The following is a 19,845-nucleotide window of genomic DNA, read 5'->3' on the forward strand; positions in this document are numbered from 1 at the left end:
CCGGCCGGGAGCCCCTGCGCGAGCCGCCCGAGGGCGCGGGGGTCACCCCCGCCCCGCACCCCCGCGGTCCCGCCACGGCAGCTGCGCCGTCACCACCGTGCCCGCGCCCTCGGGGGAGTCCACGACCAGCACCCCGTCCACCGCGTCCAGCCGCTCCGCCAGTCCCGCCAGCCCGCTCCCGCGGGAGACGTCGGCGCCGCCGCGCCCGTCGTCGGAGACCCGCAGCACCAGCCGCGCGTCCGCCCGCCACACCTCCACGCTCGCGCCGCGCGCCTGCGAGCCCGCGTGCTTGCTGACGTTCTGCAGCAGCTCCGACACCACGAAGTACGCGATCCCCTCGATCGCCTCCGCCGGCCGTTGCGCCGGCAGGTCCACCACCACCTTCACCGGCACCGTGCACCGCGCCGCCACCGACGACAGCGCCGCGTCCAGCCCGCGGTCCGTCAGCACCGCCGGGTGGATGCCCCGCGCGAGGTCCCGCAGCTCCTGGAGCGCGAGCTTGACCTCCCCGTGGGCCTCGTCGACCATCGCCGCCGCGCCCTCCGGATCCTCCAGCAGCTTCTCCTTCGCCAGGCCCAGCCCCATCGCCAGGGCCACCAGCCGGGCCTGCGCCCCGTCGTGCAGGTCCCGTTCGATGCGCCGCAGGTCGGCCGCGGCCGTGTCGACGACCACGCCGCGGTCCGACTCCAGCTCCGCTATCCGCCGCTCCAGGTCGACGGAGGGCGACAGCAGACCCCGCACCATCGCGCGGTCCACGTTCGCCAGCAGCCGCACCAGGTAGGGCAGCACCGGCCACAGCACGAACAGACCCGTCAGGACTACCGTGAAGGTGAGAACGCCCCAGGGCAGCCGGATCAACTGGTAGAGCACCGTCCGCCAGCCGACCGGATCCTTGATGCCCGTCCACAGCCAGGGGAAGAAACCGCCGGACCGCCGCGGACCGGGAAGCGGACTCGGTTCCTCGATCCGGACTCCCAGCAGCGACCGGGCGCGGGCCCGTTCGAGCCGTCCCCATTGCCGGGACAGAAAGAGACCGACCGCAAGCAAAGGAAGTCCGATCGCGGTCACGGAAAGACCGCCCGCGGTGGAAACCATGACGACCGCGTAAACGAATCCGATGATCCCCTCCGGCAGATTGATCACCAGATGGGCGATTTCCTTCCACGTGACGGCGCTGAATGCGGGCCGTACGGGAGGAGGTCCGTCGTGGTCGGGGAGGGCATGGCTCGTGGTCATGCGCCACACCCTGTCAAGCACGGCCCGCCGGTGCCATGGGGTGGCCGGGGTGCTGTGAACGGGGGATAACCCCACCCCGTGTGAGGCAGGCCCTAGACTCCCGTCCGTACGAGATCGTCGACAGTGCACGAGGAGCGAGGAACGGACGTGCCCGAACCAACGGTATCGACCGTAACCGTGCTCGCGGCGGACTACTTCCGGAGTTATTCGGTCGTCGGTCTGCTGGCCGCCCTCGGTGTGCTTTTCGTGGCCGTCGCCTTCGGCGCCGGGCGCCTGCTGCGGCCGGTGGTCCCGACCCACGAGAAGCTGCTCACGTACGAGTGCGGCGTGGACCCGGTCGGCGACGGCTGGGCGCACACCCAGGTCCGCTATTACGTCTACGCGTTCCTCTACGTGATCTTCGCCGTCGACTCGATCTTCCTGTTCCCGTGGGCGACGGTGTTCGCCGCCGCCGGTTACGGCGCCACCACGCTCGTGGAGATGTTCATCTTCCTGGGCTTCCTGGCCGTCGGCCTGCTCTATGCGTACAAGAAGGGCGTCCTCGAATGGACGTGACACCGGCTGTGACGCCGACAGACGCCGCCGCGACGGACGCCACCGCGGCGGACGGCGCGACCGGGGGTGCGGGCGGGAGCGTGCCGCTCCCGGAGCCCAAGCGCCTGGGAGTCCTCTCCCGCCTGGCACCGGAACCCATGAAGGTGGTCCTGAACTGGGGCCGCCGCTACAGCCTGTGGGTCTTCAACTTCGGCCTCGCCTGCTGCGCGATCGAGTTCATCGCCGCCTCCATGGCCCGGCACGACTTCATCCGTCTCGGCGTGATCCCCTTCGCGCCCGGACCCCGCCAGGCCGACCTGATGATCGTCTCGGGCACCGTCACCGACAAGATGGCCCCGGCCGTCAAGCGGCTCTACGAGCAGATGCCCGAGCCGAAGTACGTCATCTCCTTCGGCGCCTGCTCCAACTGCGGCGGCCCCTACTGGGACTCCTACTCGGTCACCAAGGGCGTCGACCAGATCATCCCCGTCGACGTCTACGTCCCCGGCTGCCCGCCCCGGCCGGAAGCGCTCCTCCAGGGCATCCTCAAGCTCCAGGAGAAGATCGCCCGCGAGTCGCTGGCCGAACGCTACGCCGCCGGCCCGTCCGTCTCCCAGCTCACCAGCGGCCTGGTCACGCCCCCGCCCGCACCCGGTCAGGGGGCCGGCGCGTGAACCTCTACGACTCCCTCCCCGACGCCGCGGCCACCGTCTTCGGAGCCGAGGCCCTCGCCGAGCTCTCCTACGACGTCCTCACGGTCGACGTGCCCGTCGGCAGCTGGATCCCCTCCCTCGAAATCGCCCGGGACAAGCTGGGCTGCACCTACTTCGACTGGCTGAGCGCCGTCGACGAGCCCGGCACCGGCTTCCGGATCTGCGCACACGTCGCCTCGCTGGAGAACCACCGCGTCCGCCGCCTCCTGCTGCGCACGACCGTCCCGCACAGCGCCCCCTCCCTGCCGTCGGCGGTCGCCGTCTACGCGGGAGCGGAATGGCACGAACGCGAGACGTTCGAGATGTTCGGGATCCGCTTCACCGACCACCCGAACCTGGTCCACCTCCTGCTCCCGGAGAACTTCGAGGGACACCCCCTGCGCAAGGACTTCGTGCTGGCGGCGCGCGTCGCCAAGGCCTGGCCGGGCGCGAAGGAGCCGGGCGAGACCCACGACCCGGACGCCCCGAAGCGCCGCCAGATGCTCCCGCCCGGCGTGCCGGACCCGAACGACTGGGGCCCGATGAAGGGCCAGCTCCCGCCGGCCCCCGCCCGCCCGGCCCGCACCCCCCGCGCGGCCGGGGCCGCGGCCCGCACCCCCCGCGAGGGGGCACCCGTACGCCGTACCCGCTCGGTGGCCGACGGCTCCGCCACCCAGACCGCCGAGTCCGCCGGTACCGCCGCCACCCCGGAGACCCCGGCCCGTCCGGTCCGCCGTACCCGCTCGGCGTCCGACGGCTCCGCGAGCCAGGCCGCCGCAGCCGAGTCGGTCGCGCCGGGTGCCGAGACCTCCGAGGCTCCGGCCCGTCCGGTGCGCCGTACCCGCTCGGCGTCCGACGGCTCCGCCAGTCAGGGTGCGGCCGAGTCGGCCGAGCCCGCCGCCCCGGACGCGGACCCCGCGGCGCGTGCCCCGCGCCGCCCGGCACCCCGCAGCTCCGACGCCCCGTGGCACGACCCGAAGCCCGCCTACGACGAAACGGCATCCCGGCCGGCTCCGGAGGCCGGACCCGGCGAGCCGCCGGCGACCGGGGCCACGGACACCACCGAGACCACCCAGCGCAAGACCGAGACCGAGACCGACCCCACCACCGACAACGGAGGCGACGCGTGAACGACGTCCTCGACGTCGCCCTGCGGCTGATCGTCGTCTTCGCCGTCTTCCTCGTGCTCCCGCTCGTCGTCGGGCAGACCGAGCACAAGGTGATGGCCCACATGCAGGGCCGCCTCGGCCCCATGTACGCCGGCGGCTTCCACGGGTGGGCCCAGCTCGTCGCCGACGGCGTGAAGTTCGCGCAGAAGGAAGACGTCGTCCCGGCCAACGCCGACCGCCGCATCTTCCAGCTCGCCCCCGCCGTCGCCCTGCTGCCGTACCTCCTCGTCCTCCTCGCCATCCCCATCGGCCCGGGCGAGGGCGCGGTCGGCCAGGTCATCGACGCCGGGCTGTTCTTCGTCCTCGCCGTCATGGGCGTCGGAGTCCTCGGCTCGCTCATGGCCGGCTGGGCCTCCGCGAACAAGTTCTCCCTGCTCGGCGGTCTGCGCACCGCCGCGCAGCTGCTCGCCTACGAACTCCCCATGCTGCTGGCCGCCGCCTCCGTGGCGATGGCCGCCGGGACGGTCTCCCTCCCCGGCATCGTCGAGGCCTTCGAGTGGTGGTGGCTGCCCTGGCAGATCGCCGGCGCGCTCGTCTTCTTCACCGCCGGCCTCGCCGAGCTCCAGCGGCCCCCCTTCGACATGCCCGTCGCCGACTCCGAGATCATCTTCGGCGCGTACACCGAGTACACCGGCCTGCGCTTCGCGCTGTTCCTGCTCGCCGAGTACGCCGGCATCGTCGTTCTCTGCTTCCTCACCACCGTCCTCTTCCTCGGCGGCTGGCACGGCCCCTTCGGCGGCGACGGCCTCGGCTGGGTCTGGACCCTGCTCAAGACCGCGGTCCTCGCCTTCGTGGTGATCTGGCTGCGCGTGAGCTACCCGCGCCTGCGCGAGGACCAGCTCCAGAAGCTCGCCTGGACCGTACTCATCCCGCTCGCGCTCGCCCAGATCGCGCTCACCGGCATCGTGAAGGTGGCGATCCAGTAATGCCCATCCCCGGATCCGGCCTCGCCAAGGGCCTCGCCGTCACGCTGCGCACCATGACGAAGCGCTCGCACACCGCCCAGTACCCCGACGTCCAGCCCGAACTCCCGCCCCGCTCCCGCGGGGTCATCGGCCTGTTCGAGGAGAACTGCACGGTCTGCATGCTCTGCGCCCGCGAGTGCCCCGACTGGTGCATCTACATCGACTCCCACAAGGAGACGGTCCCCGCGTCCACCCCCGGTGGCCGCGAGCGCAGCCGCAACGTCCTCGACCGGTTCGCCATCGACTTCTCCCTCTGCATGTACTGCGGGATCTGCATCGAGGTGTGCCCCTTCGACGCCCTCTTCTGGTCGCCGGAGTTCGAGTACGCGGAGACCGACATCCACGAGCTGACCCACGAGCGCGACAAACTCCGCGAGTGGATGTGGACCGTCCCGGCCCCGCCCGCCCTCGACCCGGCCGCCGAGGAACCCAAGGAGATCGCCGCCGCCCGCAAGGCGGTGGAGAAGGCCGAAGCCGCGGCCGCCGCCGCGGTGGCCGCCGACGCCGCCGCCCGGGCCGCCGAGAACGAACCCCCGACCACCCCGAACCCGGAGGGAGACGCGTGACCCCCGCCGCCACCCTGGCCGCAGCCGCCACCCCCGGGCCCGGATTCCTGTCCCCGACGGGCGTCGAGATCACCTTCCTCCTCGTCGGACTCGTCACCTTCGGCGCGGCCCTCGTCACGGTCACCACCCGCCAGCTGGTGCACGCCGCCCTCTGGCTGGTCGTCGCACTCGGCGGCATCGCCGTCGAGTACCTGCTGCTGACCGCGGAGTTCATCGCCTGGGTCCAGGTCCTCATCTACCTCGGTTCCGTGGTCGTCCTCCTCCTCTTCGGACTGATGCTCACCAAGGCACCCATCGGCCGCTCCCCGGACGCCGATTCCGGCAACCGGCTGATCGCGCTCGGCGTGGCGGTCGTCGCCGCCGTCGCCCTGGTCTGGGTCGTCGTCGACGCCTTCCGCACCACCTGGATCGACCTCGACGGACCCGTCCAGGGCTCCACGAAGGTCTCCGGCGAGATCCTCTTCCAGCACTGGGTGCTGCCCTTCGAAGCGCTCTCCGTGCTCCTCCTCGCCGCCCTGATCGGCGCCATCGTGCTGTCCCGCAAGAACGAGGCCCCCGACGCCGCCGCCCCGGCCGGCCCCGGCGGCGGACAGAAGGGCCCGCGCTGATGCACCTCGCCTACCCCGCCGTGCTCGCGGCGCTCCTCTTCTGCACGGGCCTGTACGGCGTACTGGCCCGCCGCAACGCCATCCTCGTCCTGATGTCCGTCGAGCTCATGCTCAACGCGGTCAACCTCAACCTGGTGGCCTTCGACGTCTGGCTGCGCGACGCCCTGCACGCCGGCCAGGCCCTCACCCTCTTCACCATCGCCATCGCCGCCGCCGAGATCGGCATCGGTCTCGCGATCGTGCTGATGGTGTACCGCAACCGCGGCACCGCGGACGTCGACCGGCTGCGCGACACCGCGGAGGGCCACGAGCCCGACGCGGGCACCAGCACCGGCGCCCACACCGGAACCGCCCGGCCGGAGGTCTCCGCGTGAGCACCACGACCCTCGCCGTCCTCGTCCCGCTGCTCCCCTTCCTGGGCGCCGTGGCGGGACTGCTGACCGGCCGCAACGCGCCCGGCTTCGTCCGGCCGCTCGCCATCCTGCCGACGCTGGGCGCCGCCGTACTGGCCGTTCTCGTCGCCGTCCGCCAGGGCGGCGGCCCGGCCATCAGCACCGCCACCGAGCTGACACCGACCGGCTCCGTCCCCATCGACCTGTCGCTCTACGTCGACGGCTTCGCCGCGCTGGTCGCGGTCCTGGTCGGGGTCGTGGCCACCTGCGTGCAGGTGTACTCGACGGCCTACCTCCGCGAGGACCCGCGCTACCCGTCGTACGCCGCCCTCGTCTCACTCTTCACCTCCGCCATGCTGCTCGTCGTCTACTCCGGCGACCTGATGGTGCTGCTGGTCGGCTGGGAAGTCATGGGCATCTGCTCGTACTTCCTCGTCGGCCACTACTGGGAGACCGAAGCGGCCCGCTCCGCCTCCCTGAAGGCCTTCCTCGTCACCAAGCTCGGCGACGTCCCCTTCCTCATCGGCCTGTTCGCACTCGCCACCGACGCCGGCTCCTTCCGGATCACGAAGATCCTCGACACCGTCGCCGCCGGCGGGCTCGACCACCCGACCGTCATCGCGCTGCTCCTGCTCGCCGGCGTCGCCGGCAAGTCCGCGCAGTTCCCGCTGCACACCTGGCTCCCCGACGCCATGGCGGGCCCCACCCCGGTCTCCGCGCTGATCCACGCCGCGACGATGGTCGCCGCCGGCGTCTACTTCATCGCCCGCCTCCCCCCCGTCTTCGCGGCCTCCTCCGCCGCACTGGTGGTCATGGCCGTCATGGCGGCCGTCACGATGGTCGGATCCGCCCTCGCCGCCCTCGCCCAGGACGACATCAAACGGGTCCTCGCCTACTCCACGATCGGTCAGCTCGCCTACATGACCGGCGCCCTGGCCGTCGGCGACCGCGCCGCCGCCGTCTTCCACCTCATCTCCCACGGCGCCTTCAAGGCGCTCCTCTTCCTGGGCGCCGGCGTGATCATTCACGCCGCGGGGACGAACTCCCTGGCCGCCATGTCCCGCATGGACGGCCTGTCCAAGCGCATCCCCGACGCCTTCTGGACGATGACCGTCGCGCTGCTCGCGCTCGCCGCGATCCCGCCCTTCGCCGGCTTCTTCTCCAAGGAAGCCGTCCTCGTCGCCGCCGAGCAGACCGCGACCGGCCACTCCGACTTCGCCCCCGCCGCCGCGGGCTGGCTGGTGCTCGTCGCCGGTGTGCTGACCGCCCTGCTCACCGCCGCCTACGCCACCCGCCTGTGGCTGATGGCCTTCCGCGGCCGGGGTGCCTCCGCCCCCGACCACGGCAGGGAACCCCTCGCCATGACCGGCGTGCTGTGGCTCCTCGCCGTCCCCACGCTCGGCCTCGGCCTCGCCGCCGGCCCCGTCGGCGACTGGTTCGACGGCCAGGAGCTCAGCCCGACCCTGGTCACCTCCGTCCTCGGCACGGGCGCCGCGGTCATCGGCGTGATGCTCACCTACGCCCTCTGGCAGCGCGCCACGGTCAAGGCCGCCGCGGCACCCGCGGCCGGACCCGCCCGCGCCGCGGCCGCAGCCGAGGAGCCGCCCGCCGTGGCCGCCGCGGTGTCCGCCGCCACCGCGGCCGCCGAGTCCGCGGCCGAGACCCCCGAGGTCGCCGAGGTGACCCACGACCACCCCGCCGTCCCGGCCAGCCCCGCCGCCGACCCCGGCAAGGCCCTCCTCGGCCCCCTCCACCGCCACGCCGCCGACGGCTTCCACCTCGACGCCGTCTACGACCGGCTGTTCGTGCGCCCCGTCCGGGCGGCCGCCCGGCTCGTCACGTTCCTCGACCGCGAGGTCGTCGACACGTACGTCCGCGGCGCGGGCACCGGCACCCGGCTGCTCGGCGGCCTCGTCCGCCGCGCCCAGACCGGCAACGTGCAGAGCTACCTGAGCGCCCTGCTCGCCGGCGCCGTGGTCCTGGCGATCGCCACCGCCGTCCTCGCCAACGTCAACGCCGGATCGTGAGCCGTGAGTCAGCCGTGATTGATATCAGCCCGTCCGTGATGCAGTTCCTTCTGGCGTTCGTCGTGGCCGCACCGCTCCTCGGCGCCGTCGCGGCCCTCCTGCCCGCCCCGCCCGGGCTCAAGGGCCGCAGCCCCGAACAGGCCGTGCTCCGCCACGGCGTGACCGTGACCGGCGTGATCCTCGCCGCGGCGATCGCCCTCGCCCTGGGCTTCGACCACAACGCCCCGTCCCGCTTCCAGGCGACGACGGACATCAGCTGGATCCCGGCACTGGACGTGCGGATCCACCTCGGTGTCGACGGCATCTCGCTCCCCCTCCTCGTGATGACCGCGCTGCTGTTCTTCCTCTGCGCGCTCTACAGCTACTTCAAGCTCCCCGCGGGCCCTTCCCCCAAGGCCTTCGTCGCCCTGCTGCTCGTCCTCGAATGCGGCACCCTGGCGACCTTCGCCGTCCTCGACCTGCTGCTCTTCTTCCTCGCCTTCGAGACGGTCCTCATCCCGATGTACTTCCTCATCGCCCGCTGGGGCGGCGCCCAGCGGCAGGCCGCCGCCTGGAAGTTCATCCTCTACACGCTCCTCGGCTCCGTCGTGATGCTGCTCGGCCTCCTCCTCATCGGTGTGACGGCGGACACATTCGACATGGTGGCACTCGCCTCTGACAACGGCCGCGAACTGTCCCGCACCACCCAGCTCCTGGCGGTCCTCGCCATCGGCATCGGGCTCGCCGTGAAGACCCCCATGTGGCCGCTGCACAGCTGGCTGCCCGACGCCCACACCGCCGCCCCCACCGTCGGATCCGTCCTGCTGGCCGGCGTCCTGCTCAAGATGGGCACGTACGGGTTCGTGCGCATCCTGCTGCCCGTCACCCCCGACGGCATGCAGACCGTCGCCCCCTACCTGGGCGCCTTCGCCGTCGTCGGGATCGTCTACGGATCGCTCGCCTGCCTCGCGCTGGCCCGCAAGGGCAACAAGGGCGACCTCAAGCGCCTCATCGCCTACTCCTCCGTCGGCCACATGGGCTTCGTCCTCCTCGGCATCGCCTCCATGAGCCCCACCGGGGTCAACGGCGCCCTCTTCGCCAACATCGCCCACGGCCTGATCACCGGCCTGCTCTTCTTCCTGGTCGGCGCCCTCAAGGACCGCTACGGCACCGCCGACCTCGACACCCTCGCCGGCGCCACCGGCGCCGCCCTCTACGGCCGCGCCCCCCGCCTCGGCGCCCTCCTCGCCTTCGCCGCCGTCGCCTCCCTCGGCCTGCCCGGCCTCGCCGGCTTCTGGGGCGAGATGCTGGCCCTCTTCGGCGCCTTCGACCCGGCCGAGGGCCTCTCCCGCCCGGCGTTCCTCACGTACACCGCCATCGGCGCGTTCGGCACCCTGCTCACCGCGGCCTACCTGCTGGTCGTCGTACGGCGCGTCTGCATGGGCGACCCGAAGGCAGGCCCCGAACTCGCCGTCGCCGACGTCCAGCACTACGAGTTCGCCGCCTGGACCCCGCTCGTCGCCCTCACCGTCCTCGCCGGCCTGTGGCCCGCGCTCCTCCTCGGCCTGACCGACCCGGCCGTTCAGCAGCTCCTCGCAGGAGGCAACTCATGACGGCCCTGACCGCCCTCGCGGCCGAGACCCCCAGCCTGGTCCAGTCCGTCGACTGGACCGCCATCGCCCCCGTGGTGATCACCGCCGTCGTCGGCCTGGCCGTCCTCGTCGCCGACCTCTTCACCGCCGAGCGGCACAAGCCGGTCCTCGGCTGGATCTCGGTGGCCGGCCTCGCCGCCGCGACCGCCGCCCTGATCCCGCTGCGCGCCGGCGACCGCTCCACCTTCTGCCTCACCGCCGACCCGGAGGCCTGCAGCTACGTCGCCGACCACTTCACGGTGGTCGTCCAGTTCCTGGTGCTGGCCGGCGCCCTGCTCACCGCCCTGCTGTCGGTCACCGCCGTGCGCGACACCCGCATGCCCGCCGGCGAGTACTGGTTCCTGCTGCTCTCCTCCGCCGCCGGCGCCGCCCTGCTGCCCGCCTCCCGCGACCTCGCCACCCTGATCGTCGCGCTGGAGGTCGCCTCCCTGCCCGCCTTCGCGCTCGTCGGCATGCGCCGCGGAGACCGGCTCTCCTCCGAGGCGGCCCTGAAGTTCTTCCTGTCCTCCGTCACCGCCACCGCCGTGTCGCTGATGGGCGTCAGCTTCGTCTACGCCGCCACCGGATCCATGCACCTCACGCAGGTCGCGGACGGGCTCGAAGACGTCCCCGGACAGCTCGACACCCTCGCCATGGCCGGCGTCGCCCTCACCCTCGTCGGCTTCGCCTTCAAGACCGCGGCCGTCCCCTTCCACTTCTGGGTCCCCGACACCTACGTCGGCGCCCCCCTGCCCATCGCCGGATACCTCTCCGTCGTCGGCAAGGCCGTGGGCTTCACCGGCCTCGTCCTCGTCACGGTGATCGCCTTCCCGGCGTACTCGCAGATCTGGGGCCCGGCCCTCGCCGTCCTCGCCGCGCTCACCATGACCCTCGGCAACGCCGCCGCGCTGCGCCAGTCCCCGGTCCGCCCGCACAGCGCCGTACGCCTGCTCGCCTGGTCCTCGGTCGGCCAGGCCGGCTACCTGCTGGTCCCCATCGCGGCCGCCGCCTACACCGAGCGCGACCAGATCGGCTCCACCCTCGCCTACGCCCTCATGTACGCCGCCGTGAACCTCGGCGCCTTCGCCGTGGCCGCCCTCGTCGCCCGGACGAAGCCCCTGCACCGCATCAGCGACTACCGCGGCCTCTACGCCGAGCGCCCGCTCGCCGCGCTGTCCCTGGCCTTCTTCCTGCTCTGCCTGGCCGGCCTGCCGCCCGGCATCATCGGGCTCTTCGCCAAGGTCACCGTCTTCCGGTCCGCCGTCGACGCGGGCCTGGGCTGGCTGGCCGTGCTCATGGCGGTCAACGTCGTCATCGCCCTGTACTACTACCTGCGCTGGACGGCCGTGCTCTTCCGCGCCCCCGAGGGCGCGGAGGGCGCACAGGCCCGTACGAAGGCCCCCTGGCCGGTGGCCGCGGCCATCGTCGCGACCGCGGTCACCGCGGTCGTCCTCTCGGGCGCCCCGCAGCTCGTCCTGCGCGTCGCCTCGGGGAGCCTCTTCGCGCAGTAGCCCGGAGCGGGGCGGTTGCCCCGGACGGAGTAACGCCCCCGGCGGCCCCGCCGGCCCCACCGGAGGGGCCGCGGCGGGCCGCCGCCCCGGCACGCCCTGGGAACCAGCCGCCCTCACCTCGCGTTGACCAGGAAGGGAGGGTCCACTGGACCGTAGACCCTCGGACCCATGACGGGGCTCCCCAGCCGCACCACTTGGAGGGCGTACCGTGCACCGCCGGCACAACGGGCTCAAGACCGCCGTACTCCTCGGCGGGCTGTCCGCACTCATCATCCTCATCGGCAGCTTCTTCGGACGCGGCGGACTGATCGTCGCCGTCGTCATCGCCCTCGGGACGAACGCCTACGCGTACTGGAACAGCGACAAGCTGGCTCTACGCGCGATGCGCGCCCGCCCCGTGAGCGAGTTCGAGGCCCCGCAGCTCTACCGCATGGTGCGCGAGCTCTCCACGTCCGCGCGCCAGCCCATGCCACGCCTCTACATCTCGCCCACCGAGGCGCCCAACGCCTTCGCCACCGGCCGCAACCCGCGCAACGCCGCGGTCTGCTGCACCGAGGGCATCCTGCGCATCCTCGACGAACGCGAGCTGCGCGGGGTCATCGGGCACGAGCTCAGCCACGTCTACAACCGCGACATCCTGATCTCGTCGGTCGCCGGAGCACTCGCCTCGGTGATCATGTTCCTGGTCAACTTCGCCTGGCTGATCCCGGTCGGCCGGTCGAACGACGACGAGGGCCCCGGCCTCCTGGGCATGTTGCTGATCATGATCCTCGGCCCGCTGGCCGCCTCGGTGATCCAGCTGGCCATCAGCCGCTCGCGCGAGTACGAGGCGGACGCCTCCGGAGCCCAGCTCACCGGGGACCCCTTGGCCCTGGCCAGCGCGCTGCGCAAGCTCGACGCGGGCACCAAGCAGCTCCCGCTGCCCCCCGAACCGCGGCTGGAGACGGCGAGCCACATGATGATCGCCAATCCCTTCCGCCCCGGTCAGGGATTGACCAAGATGTTCTCGACCCACCCCCCGATGGCCGAGCGCATCGCCCGGCTCGAACAGATGGCAGGCCGCACGCAGTGAAGACCATCCTCAACATCATCTGGCTCGTACTCAGCGGTGTGTGGCTGTTCCTGGGCTACATCCTGGCGGGTGTGCTGCTGTGCATCACGATCATCGGCATCCCGTTCGGCATCGCCGCCTTCCGCATCGCCGTCTACGCCCTCTGGCCGTTCGGCTACACCACGGTCGAGCGCCACGACGCCGGCGCCGGATCCTGCATAGGCAACGTCCTGTGGCTCGTCCTCGCGGGCTGGTGGCTCGCCCTGGGCCACATCGTCACGGGCATCGCGCTGTGCGTCACGATCATCGGCATCCCCTTCGGCATCGCCAACTTCAAGATGGTCCCGCTCTCGCTGCTCCCGCTGGGCCGCGAAATCGTCCCGACGGACGCCCCGTTCGCCAGCCGCTGACACGGTTCTGACGGGGTCCGGTCAGGAGTTGTCCACAGGCCGGGCGGAGTGTCGGTGGGGTGCGCCACCATGAACGCATGAACGAGACCGAGCAGTTGCTGGAGCAAGTCGCAGACCGTGCGCGCACCTCCGCGCGGGCCCAGGGAAAGCCCCTGCCCACGCCGCTGGGCACCGGGGAGATCGTCCGCGCCGAGGACATACTCGGCTTCCCGCTTCCGCCCCTGCTCGCCCGGCTCTACACCCGCGTGGGGGACGGCGGATTCGGCCCCGAGCAGTGCCTGTTGCCGCTGCGCCGGGCCGTGGAGGCCCATCGGGCCCAGCTCCGCTCCGGGTGGCGGTGGCCAGGGGGCGTCCTGCCCGTGGCCGACCTCGGCTGCGCCGTGTACGCCTGTGTCGACTGCCGCTCCGCCACCGCCCAGGTCCTCCTCTTCGACCCCAACCCCGGCGAGCCGGACCTCGCCTGGTCCGTGGACACCCCGAGCCTGGCCGGCTGGCTGCGCGGCTGGCTCGACGGCACCGCCTGGTTCTGCGAGGACTCCGACGCCGGGGAGGCCTACGACCTGGAACAGGTCCCCTGGACGGAGTTCAGGTCCCGGATCTGACCCGCCCGCGCCGCACCCCGTAGACCAGTGCGCCCAGCGCCAGCACGACCGCCCCGGTCACCGCCGACGCGAGGGGCAGCGCGCACCCCAGCACCACACAGCCGGACAGCCCCACCGCTGCCACGGCCCGGCCCTTGACAGCTGAATCGAGAGTCCACGCGGAGGCGTTCGCGATCGCGTAGTAGGCCAGCACTCCGAAGGAGGAGAAGGCGATCGCGCCCCGCAGATCGGCGGTGGCCGCGAGCACCGCCACGACCGCGCCCACCGCCAGTTCGGCATGGTGGGGGACCCGGTGCCGCGGATGGACCGCGGCCAGCACGCGCGGCAGATGTCCGTCGCGGGCCATCGCCAGGGTGGTCCTCGACACCCCCAGGATCAGGGCCAGCAGCGAGCCCAGCGCGGCCAGGGCCGCGCCCACCCGGACGACCGGGACCAGTTCGGGCCGGCCGGCCGCCCGGACCGCGTCGGCCAGTGGGGCCGACGACGACGCCAGGCCCCCGACGCCGAGGACCGACAGCGCCGCGAGCGCGACCGCGGCGTACACCAGCAGCGCGATGCCGAGGGCGATCGGCACCGCCCGCGGGATCGTCCGTCCCGGATCGCGCACCTCCTCGCCCAGGGTGGTGATCCGGGCATATCCCGCGAAGGCGAAGAACAGCAGCCCGGCCCCCTGCAACAGCCCGTGGACGCCCCGGTCCGCCCCGCCCGGGAGCACGGCCACCGCCGCGTCCGACGACAGGCACACCACGACCACCGCGGCGAGCACCGCCAGCACCACCGCCACGATCAGCCGGGCGATCCGGGCGGACTTCTGCGCCCCGCCGTAGCTCGCGGCGGTGAGCGCCACCACGGCGGCCACGGCCACCGCGTGCTGCTGCCCGGGCCAGACGTACGCCCCCACGGTGAGCGCCATCGCCGCGCAGGAGGCCGTCTTGCCGATCACGAAGCCCCAGCCGGCCAGGTATCCCCAGAACGGGCCGAGCCGCTCCCGCCCGTAGACGTAGGTGCCGCCGGAGGCCGGGTACCGGGCGGCCAGCCGCGCCGAGGAGTGCGCGTTGCAGTAGGCCACGAGGGCCGCCACCGCCAGCGCGGCCAGGAGGGCGCCGCCCGCCGCCCGCGCCGCCGGCGCCAGCACCGCGAAGACACCCGCGCCGACCATCGCGCCCAGCCCGACGACCACCGCGTCGGAGACGCCCAGGGTCCGCTTCAGCTCATCCGTCACGGGCGGAGGGTAACGGGCCTAGATGACGCCCTCCCGGCCGGCGAGTGGCGCCCGGGTGCGCTCCCAGCCCTCCAGGGCGGTCAGACAGGCGTGGTCCAGGTGCCGCAGCCCGCTCAGGTCGAGCCGGACGGGCCGGTCGTGCGGCAGGGCGTCCAGGGCGTCGAGCAGTTTCGGCAGCCGCAGGAAGCTGGCGTTGCCCAGGACCCGCACGCACAGCTCCTCGCCCTCCCACACCTCCTCGATGTGCACGTGGGAGGTCTCCCAGGCCGCCTTGGCGATGGCGAGCCCCAGCCCCACCAGCACCCCCTCGAAGAGGTTGGTGACGACGATCGCCGAGGCCGTGGCCACCAGCACCACCGCCTCGCCCCGGTGCGTGCGCCACAGCGAGGCCACCGCCCGGACCGGCAGCAGCTTCCAGCCCGCGTACAGCAGCACCCCCGCCAGCGCGGCGAGCGGCACGCTCTCCAGCACCTGGGGGAAGGCCACGGCGAAGAGCAGCAGCCAGACGCCGTGCATCACCCGGGACGCCCGGGTGCGCGCGCCGGCCTCCACGTTGGCGGCGCTGCGGACGATGACCGCGGTCATCGGCAGCGCGCCGAGCAGCCCGCAGACGCTGTTGCCGACGCCCTGGGCGATGAGCTCCTTGTCGTACTCGGTCCGCGGCCCGTCGTGCATCCGGTCCACGGCGGCGGCGCTGAACAGCGTCTCGGCGGAGGCGATCAGCGCCAGTGCGATCACGGTTCCCGCCGCGCCCACGGTGGCCAGCGCGCCGAACTGGTCCCAGGCGGGCGGGGACACCGCCTCCAGCACCCCCGTCACCCGCACCTTCTCGACGGGCAGTTCCAGCAGGGCCGCCACGGCGGTGGCGGCGGCCACCCCCACGAGCGCCCCCGGCAGCAGCCGCAGGCGCGCGGGGGCCCGGCGCCAGAGCACCATGAGCACGATGGTCCCGACGCCCAGCAGCACGGCCTCCCCATCGGCCCGCGTGGCGAGCCCGTGCACCCCGCCGAGCTTCGCCAGGGTGTGCCCGGGAGCCTCCGCGTCACTCAAGGCGTACAGCTGCCCGGAGATCAGCACGAGCCCGATGCCGGCCAGCATCCCCTGCACCACCGCGACGGAGATCGCCCGGAACCACCGCCCGAGCCGCAGCGCGCCCAGGCCCAGCTGCACCACCCCGGCCCCGAGCACCAGCACCCCGAGCGCCGCCGGGCCGTAGGCCTGCACCGCCTCGTAGACGAGCACGGTGAGCCCGGCGGCGGGCCCGCTCACCTGCAACGAGCTCCCGCGGAACCAGCCGGTGACCAGCCCGCCCACCACGCCGGTGACGATCCCCAGCTCGGCCGGTACCCCGGAGGCGACCGCCACCCCCACGCACAGGGGGATGGCGACGAGTGCGACGACGACGGACGCCCAGAAGTCGTCCCGGAACGTGCCGGCCCCAGGCATGCGAGAACCCCCTGCCACGCGGTGATGTGATGCCACCACCGTGCTGGGCGCACCGGCCGCCCCCCAAGTGCCCACGGAAGCCCACGACAGCGCACGCGCCGCTCACGCCCCGCACACACGCCCCCGCCACCGGACCACGGGCCGCGGCGGGTGCGGGGCCCACAAGCACCTGAGCCCGTCCGCCGGGGGCGGACGGGCTCACTGCGAACGGCGCCGGCCGGACGCTTCGTAGAGGTCGGGGACCTCGGTCAGCGGTAGTTCACGAACTGGATCGCGAAGTCCAGGTCCTTGCCCTTGAGGAGCGCCTGCACGGCCTGCAGGTCGTCACGGCTCTTCGAGCTGACGCGCAGCTCGTCGCCCTGGACCTGGGCCTTGACGCCCTTGGGACCCTCGTCCCGGATGATCTTCGCCACCTTCTTGGCGTTCTCCTGGGAGATGCCTTCCTCGATGTTGGCGAAGATCTTGTACTCCTTGCCGGACAGCTGCGGCTCGCCCGCGTCCAGCGCCTTGAGCGAGATGCCGCGCTTGACCAGCTTGGTCTCGAAGACGTCGAGGACGGCCTTGACGCGCTCCTCGGAGTTCGCCTCCATGAGGATCTTCTCGCCCGACCACGCGATGGTCGCGCCGGTGCCCTTGAAGTCGTAGCGCTGCGAGAGCTCCTTGGCGGCCTGGTTGAGGGCGTTGTCGACCTCCTGCCGCTCGACCTTCGAGACGATGTCGAAACTGGAGTCGGCCATGTGCTGTGGCTCCTTGAAGTCGATGGTGATCGCCCCGGGGGGCGCGGCCGGACGTGCCCGGACCGCTCGGCAAAGCCTAGCCACCGCACCGGGTCGCGGCGCTGATCAATCCGGTGGCGGAGCACCCCCGGTCATCAGGTATCGTTTACGTCGTTGCCAGGGAGCACCGCCACAAAGCGGCCTCACAGGCGACATCCCATGGCGGTGTGCCCGAGTGGCCAATGGGAGCGGACTGTAAATCCGTCGGCTTAGCCTACCCAGGTTCGAATCCTGGCGCCGCCACGCGAGTGGAACCCCCTTTCTCTGCGGAATCGCAGAGAAAGGGGGTTCTTTCGTATCGCATGTGCCGCGGAGTATGACCGCCGCACATGCCGCACCCGCCCGCATCGTCGGCGGCTCCCGTTCGTTCACCGGGCGTGAAATGGACATCTGACACACGGGGGAAGGTCGGCGGCGGGGTGCTCGTCGCGCTGCTCGGCGCCGGGATCCCGGCCCTGATGGGGGCCGCGCTGCACACGGACGTGGGGGAGCCCTACACGGAGACCCGCCTGTACTTCGGCACCGAGCGCACCGGCGGCGGAGGACCGGTCGCCGAGGGGGAGTTCATGCGCTTCCTGGACCGGGAGATCACCCCCGCCTTCCCGGAGGGGCTCACCCTGCACGAGGGGTACGGGCAGTGGCGCGGCCGGGACGGGAAGCTCGTCCGCGAGGACTCCTACGAGGTGGTCCTGCTCTACCCGGAGAAGGAGGCCGACGAGCGCAGCAGGCGCATCGAGCGGATCCGCGACGCCTATGAGGACCGTTACCAGCAGGACTCGGTCGGCCGGTCGGACGACAAGGTCGACGTCGGCTTCTAGCCCGCGCCCGCCCCCGCCCCGCCCGCCACCGTCACGGCTCCCGGCCCGAGCCGCGGGCCGGCGGGCGGACGGCCTCCGGCCGCCGCGGCCCGCCCGACGGGGCGTCAGTTGCCCGCCACGTCCTTCACGGCCACCTGCACCGGCGTCGAGCCGGAGACCAGCTCCAGGGTCAGCCCGGCCGTTGCCGGGGTCTCCACCAGCTCGGCCAGTACGGCGGCCACGTCGTCGCGCGGGACGGGCCCGCGGCCCGTGCGCGCCTCCAGCCGCACCATCCCCGTCCCCGCGTCGTCGATCAGCGCGCCCGGACGCAGGACGGTCCACTCCAGCCCCAGCCGGGTCCGGACGTGGTCGTCGGCCTCGCCCTTCGCCCGCAGGTAGGCGTCGAAGACCTCGTCACCGTCGTGGTGCGCGTCGGCGCCCATCGAAGAGACCATCAGGAAGCGGCTCACCCGGGCCCGTTCGGCCGCGTCGGCGAGCAGCACCGCCGCTCCCCGGTCCACGGTGTCCTTGCGTCCGGCGCCGCTGCCGGGGCCGGCTCCCGCGGCGAACACCGCCACGTCCGCGCCCTGCAGGATCCCCGCCACGTGCTCGACCGACGCCGACTCCAGGTCGCACAGCACCGGCTCGGCACCGGCCGCCCTGAGGTCGTCGCCCTGTGCCGGGTCGCGGATGATGCCCGCGACCTCGTACCCGCGCGCGGCGAGCAGGCGCTCCAGCCGCAGCGCGATCCGACCGTGTCCACCCGCGATGACGATGCGCATGTCCCGACCGTACGACGAGCCGGGCGCTCATGCCCGCGAACGCACGGCGAACGTCAGGGGCCCGGCTCCGTGCGGCCCTGCCGGGGCAGGTCCAGGGCGACCGCGACGGCCGAGTCGCAGTACTCCCGCACGGCACTCGTACGGGCTACCACCCGCCCGCGGTGGATCACGATCCGGCTGTACGCCAGGGACAGCACACCCGAGAGCCGCTCCCCGCGCACGGCGACCAGCTCCGCCGGGAAGCCCGCCTCCAGCCGCACCTCCGGCAGGCCCATGGCGGCGCGGGCGCAGGCGCTGACGCAGTCGTAGGCCTCGGCCGCCCGCAGCCCGCCCTGGGACGCGAGCAGGTAGGCGGCCTCCAGCGGGTCGCCCCGGCCGACGGGGTTGCCGGCGTCCCGCAGCGCCCCGCTGCCCGCGGCCACCAGCACACCGGCGGAGCGCAGCAGCCGTACGGGCGCGGTGCGCAGCCCGCGGCGCTCCAGGGCCGCGCAGTCCCCCTGGGGCAGACAGGTCACCCGTACGCCGGCCGCCGCGAGCTGGTCGGCGGCGCGGGTCGCCGCGTCCAGGGGGAGCCGGGACAGGCCGCCGCAGGGGCCGACGGTCACCCCGGGGCGCAGCCCGCCGGCCATCGCTGCGAGCCGTGAGAGGCGCGCGGGATCGTCACCGTCCGTGTGCAGGTCGACGGGGCAGCCGTGCTCGCCGGCCAGCTCCAGCACGGCTTCGAGGAAGCCCGTCGGGTCCGGGTCCAGGTCGGGGCAGCCGCCGATCACGGAGGCGCCCATCTTGACGGCGTCGCGCAGCATGGCGAGCCCGTCGGCGCCGGCCACCCCCGTCAGCAGCCGGGGCACGGCCACGGTGGTCAGGTCGGCGAGCCCGCGCAGCGACCGGCGGGCCTGGAGCACGGCTTCCAGGGGGCCGAGGCCGTGCACGTCGCCGATGCGCACGTGGGAGCGCATCGCGGTGGCGCCGTGCCCGAGCTGGAGCAGGGCCGCCTCGGTGGCCCGCCGCTGGACCTCGTCGGGCGCGTACGAGACGGGCCCGTCGCCGTCGGCGGTCAGTGCGGTGTCCCCGTGGGCGTGCGGCTCGGCGGGCGCGGGGAGGAGCAGGTAGCCGCTGAGGTCCACCCGGGCCGACGTCATGGAGGGGAGGCTTCCGGCGGTGCCGACGGCCTGGATCCGGCCGCCGCCGAGCCGGACGTCGACGGTGCGGCCGTCGGTGAGGCGGGCCCCGGCGAGCAGCAGGGTGGTGGCCTCGGCGGCGGCCGCGTTGCCGTTGCCGCCGCGCGGGGACTGGAACGGCTGCTGCGGCTGGCTGTCGGACATCGCGCTCCTGCGGTGGCTCGGGCGGTTCCTGGGGCCGTGGCCGCGGCCACGGCCCAAGATCACGCAGCGTGCTCAGAGCGTAGGGCGCGGCGCACTCCGCTTCGCGGAAGAGCGCAATAGTCGTACC

At 73.1% G+C, this 19,845-nt stretch carries 20 protein-coding genes and 1 tRNA gene; 15 read left to right on the plus strand and 6 right to left on the minus strand.

Annotated elements, in window-relative coordinates; translation table 11 throughout:
* Nucleotides 1-42 precede the first annotated feature (42 nt).
* Nucleotides 43-1,236: a sensor histidine kinase gene (locus ACPU2J_RS20000; protein ID WP_420079932.1), complete on the minus strand. Its 1,194-nt coding sequence runs from the start codon at nt 1,234-1,236 to the stop codon at nt 43-45.
* A gap of 147 nt (nt 1,237-1,383) precedes the next feature.
* Here ACPU2J_RS20000 and ACPU2J_RS20005 point away from each other — a divergent pair, with 147 nt between their 5' ends.
* The 13 genes from ACPU2J_RS20005 to ACPU2J_RS20065 all read left to right on the plus strand — a co-directional run bounded on the left by ACPU2J_RS20005 (nt 1,384) and on the right by ACPU2J_RS20065 (nt 13,373).
* Nucleotides 1,384-1,791: an NADH-quinone oxidoreductase subunit A gene (locus ACPU2J_RS20005; protein ID WP_361591188.1), complete on the plus strand. Its 408-nt coding sequence runs from the start codon at nt 1,384-1,386 to the stop codon at nt 1,789-1,791.
* The gene (locus tag ACPU2J_RS20010; RefSeq protein WP_423833753.1) at nt 1,782-2,444 is read left to right on the plus strand and encodes an NADH-quinone oxidoreductase subunit B; all 663 of its coding nucleotides are present in this window, start codon (nt 1,782-1,784) and stop codon (nt 2,442-2,444) included. Before ACPU2J_RS20005 ends, ACPU2J_RS20010 begins: the two co-directional genes overlap by 10 nt.
* A complete protein-coding gene (locus tag ACPU2J_RS20015) occupies nt 2,441-3,592 on the plus strand; it encodes an NADH-quinone oxidoreductase subunit C (protein WP_420079931.1) in 1,152 nt (383 codons plus the stop codon). The genes ACPU2J_RS20010 and ACPU2J_RS20015 overlap by 4 nt, the downstream gene beginning before the upstream one ends.
* Complete coding sequence (locus ACPU2J_RS20020) at nt 3,589-4,557, plus strand: complex I subunit 1/NuoH family protein (RefSeq protein WP_365070196.1); 969 nt, start codon at nt 3,589-3,591, stop codon at nt 4,555-4,557. The genes ACPU2J_RS20015 and ACPU2J_RS20020 overlap by 4 nt, the downstream gene beginning before the upstream one ends.
* Nucleotides 4,557-5,162 carry a NuoI/complex I 23 kDa subunit family protein gene (locus tag ACPU2J_RS20025; protein WP_423833754.1) on the plus strand — a complete coding sequence of 202 codons (606 nt, stop codon included), beginning with the start codon at nt 4,557-4,559 and terminating at the stop codon, nt 5,160-5,162. The genes ACPU2J_RS20020 and ACPU2J_RS20025 overlap by 1 nt, the downstream gene beginning before the upstream one ends.
* Nucleotides 5,159-5,770, plus strand: a complete 612-nt coding sequence (locus ACPU2J_RS20030) for an NADH-quinone oxidoreductase subunit J family protein (protein WP_420079929.1) — start codon at nt 5,159-5,161, stop codon at nt 5,768-5,770. The genes ACPU2J_RS20025 and ACPU2J_RS20030 overlap by 4 nt, the downstream gene beginning before the upstream one ends.
* The gene (nuoK, locus tag ACPU2J_RS20035; RefSeq protein ID WP_361591178.1) at nt 5,770-6,144 is read left to right on the plus strand and encodes an NADH-quinone oxidoreductase subunit NuoK; all 375 of its coding nucleotides are present in this window, start codon (nt 5,770-5,772) and stop codon (nt 6,142-6,144) included. Before ACPU2J_RS20030 ends, nuoK begins: the two co-directional genes overlap by 1 nt.
* A complete protein-coding gene (locus ACPU2J_RS20040) occupies nt 6,141-8,189 on the plus strand; it encodes an NADH-quinone oxidoreductase subunit L (protein WP_423833755.1) in 2,049 nt (682 codons plus the stop codon). The genes nuoK and ACPU2J_RS20040 overlap by 4 nt, the downstream gene beginning before the upstream one ends.
* A gap of 38 nt (nt 8,190-8,227) precedes the next feature.
* Entirely contained in the window at nt 8,228-9,781 is a 1,554-nt protein-coding gene (locus ACPU2J_RS20045; RefSeq protein WP_423834987.1) for a complex I subunit 4 family protein, read from the plus strand.
* Nucleotides 9,778-11,310: an NADH-quinone oxidoreductase subunit N gene (locus tag ACPU2J_RS20050; RefSeq protein WP_423833756.1), complete on the plus strand. Its 1,533-nt coding sequence runs from the start codon at nt 9,778-9,780 to the stop codon at nt 11,308-11,310. The genes ACPU2J_RS20045 and ACPU2J_RS20050 overlap by 4 nt, the downstream gene beginning before the upstream one ends.
* Nucleotides 11,311-11,518: 208 nt before the next feature.
* Nucleotides 11,519-12,382 (plus strand): zinc metalloprotease HtpX, encoded by an 864-nt coding sequence (gene htpX, locus ACPU2J_RS20055; protein ID WP_361591173.1) that lies wholly within the window; start codon nt 11,519-11,521, stop codon nt 12,380-12,382.
* A complete protein-coding gene (locus ACPU2J_RS20060; RefSeq protein WP_365141135.1) occupies nt 12,379-12,771 on the plus strand; it encodes a YccF domain-containing protein in 393 nt (130 codons plus the stop codon). The genes htpX and ACPU2J_RS20060 overlap by 4 nt, the downstream gene beginning before the upstream one ends.
* Nucleotides 12,772-12,848: 77 nt before the next feature.
* Nucleotides 12,849-13,373 carry an SMI1/KNR4 family protein gene (locus ACPU2J_RS20065; RefSeq protein WP_423833757.1) on the plus strand — a complete coding sequence of 175 codons (525 nt, stop codon included), beginning with the start codon at nt 12,849-12,851 and terminating at the stop codon, nt 13,371-13,373.
* Here the strand turns inward: ACPU2J_RS20065 and ACPU2J_RS20070 are convergent.
* The 3 genes from ACPU2J_RS20070 to ACPU2J_RS20080 form a co-directional block, all read right to left on the minus strand.
* Nucleotides 13,357-14,595: an APC family permease gene (locus tag ACPU2J_RS20070; RefSeq protein WP_423833758.1), complete on the minus strand. Its 1,239-nt coding sequence runs from the start codon at nt 14,593-14,595 to the stop codon at nt 13,357-13,359. The genes ACPU2J_RS20065 and ACPU2J_RS20070 overlap by 17 nt on opposite strands.
* Nucleotides 14,596-14,613: 18 nt before the next feature.
* On the minus strand, nt 14,614-16,041 hold the full coding sequence (locus ACPU2J_RS20075) for a SulP family inorganic anion transporter (protein ID WP_423833759.1): 1,428 nt from the start codon (nt 16,039-16,041) through the stop codon (nt 14,614-14,616).
* A 248-nt stretch (nt 16,042-16,289) separates the two neighbouring features.
* Nucleotides 16,290-16,778, minus strand: coding sequence for a YajQ family cyclic di-GMP-binding protein (locus ACPU2J_RS20080; RefSeq protein ID WP_361591163.1), 489 nt, complete (start codon nt 16,776-16,778; stop codon nt 16,290-16,292).
* Between the two features lie 200 nt (nt 16,779-16,978).
* Between ACPU2J_RS20080 and ACPU2J_RS20085 the strand changes: the two genes are divergently transcribed.
* Both ACPU2J_RS20085 and ACPU2J_RS20090 read left to right on the plus strand, forming a co-directional pair.
* Nucleotides 16,979-17,060: transfer RNA gene (locus tag ACPU2J_RS20085), tRNA-Tyr, on the plus strand.
* A 134-nt stretch (nt 17,061-17,194) separates the two neighbouring features.
* On the plus strand, nt 17,195-17,635 hold the full coding sequence (locus ACPU2J_RS20090; protein WP_361591161.1) for a DUF3574 domain-containing protein: 441 nt from the start codon (nt 17,195-17,197) through the stop codon (nt 17,633-17,635).
* A gap of 104 nt (nt 17,636-17,739) precedes the next feature.
* Here the strand turns inward: ACPU2J_RS20090 and ACPU2J_RS20095 are convergent, their stop codons facing one another.
* Both ACPU2J_RS20095 and ACPU2J_RS20100 read right to left on the minus strand, forming a co-directional pair.
* Nucleotides 17,740-18,396 carry an SDR family oxidoreductase gene (locus tag ACPU2J_RS20095; RefSeq protein ID WP_365070172.1) on the minus strand — a complete coding sequence of 219 codons (657 nt, stop codon included), beginning with the start codon at nt 18,394-18,396 and terminating at the stop codon, nt 17,740-17,742.
* A gap of 53 nt (nt 18,397-18,449) precedes the next feature.
* Nucleotides 18,450-19,718, minus strand: a complete 1,269-nt coding sequence (locus ACPU2J_RS20100) for an amidohydrolase family protein (RefSeq protein WP_423833760.1) — start codon at nt 19,716-19,718, stop codon at nt 18,450-18,452.
* Nucleotides 19,719-19,845 lie beyond the last annotated feature (127 nt).

The sequence above is a fragment of the Streptomyces manipurensis genome (assembly GCF_049570255.1).
GTDB classification, from domain to species: domain Bacteria; phylum Actinomycetota; class Actinomycetes; order Streptomycetales; family Streptomycetaceae; genus Streptomyces; species Streptomyces manipurensis.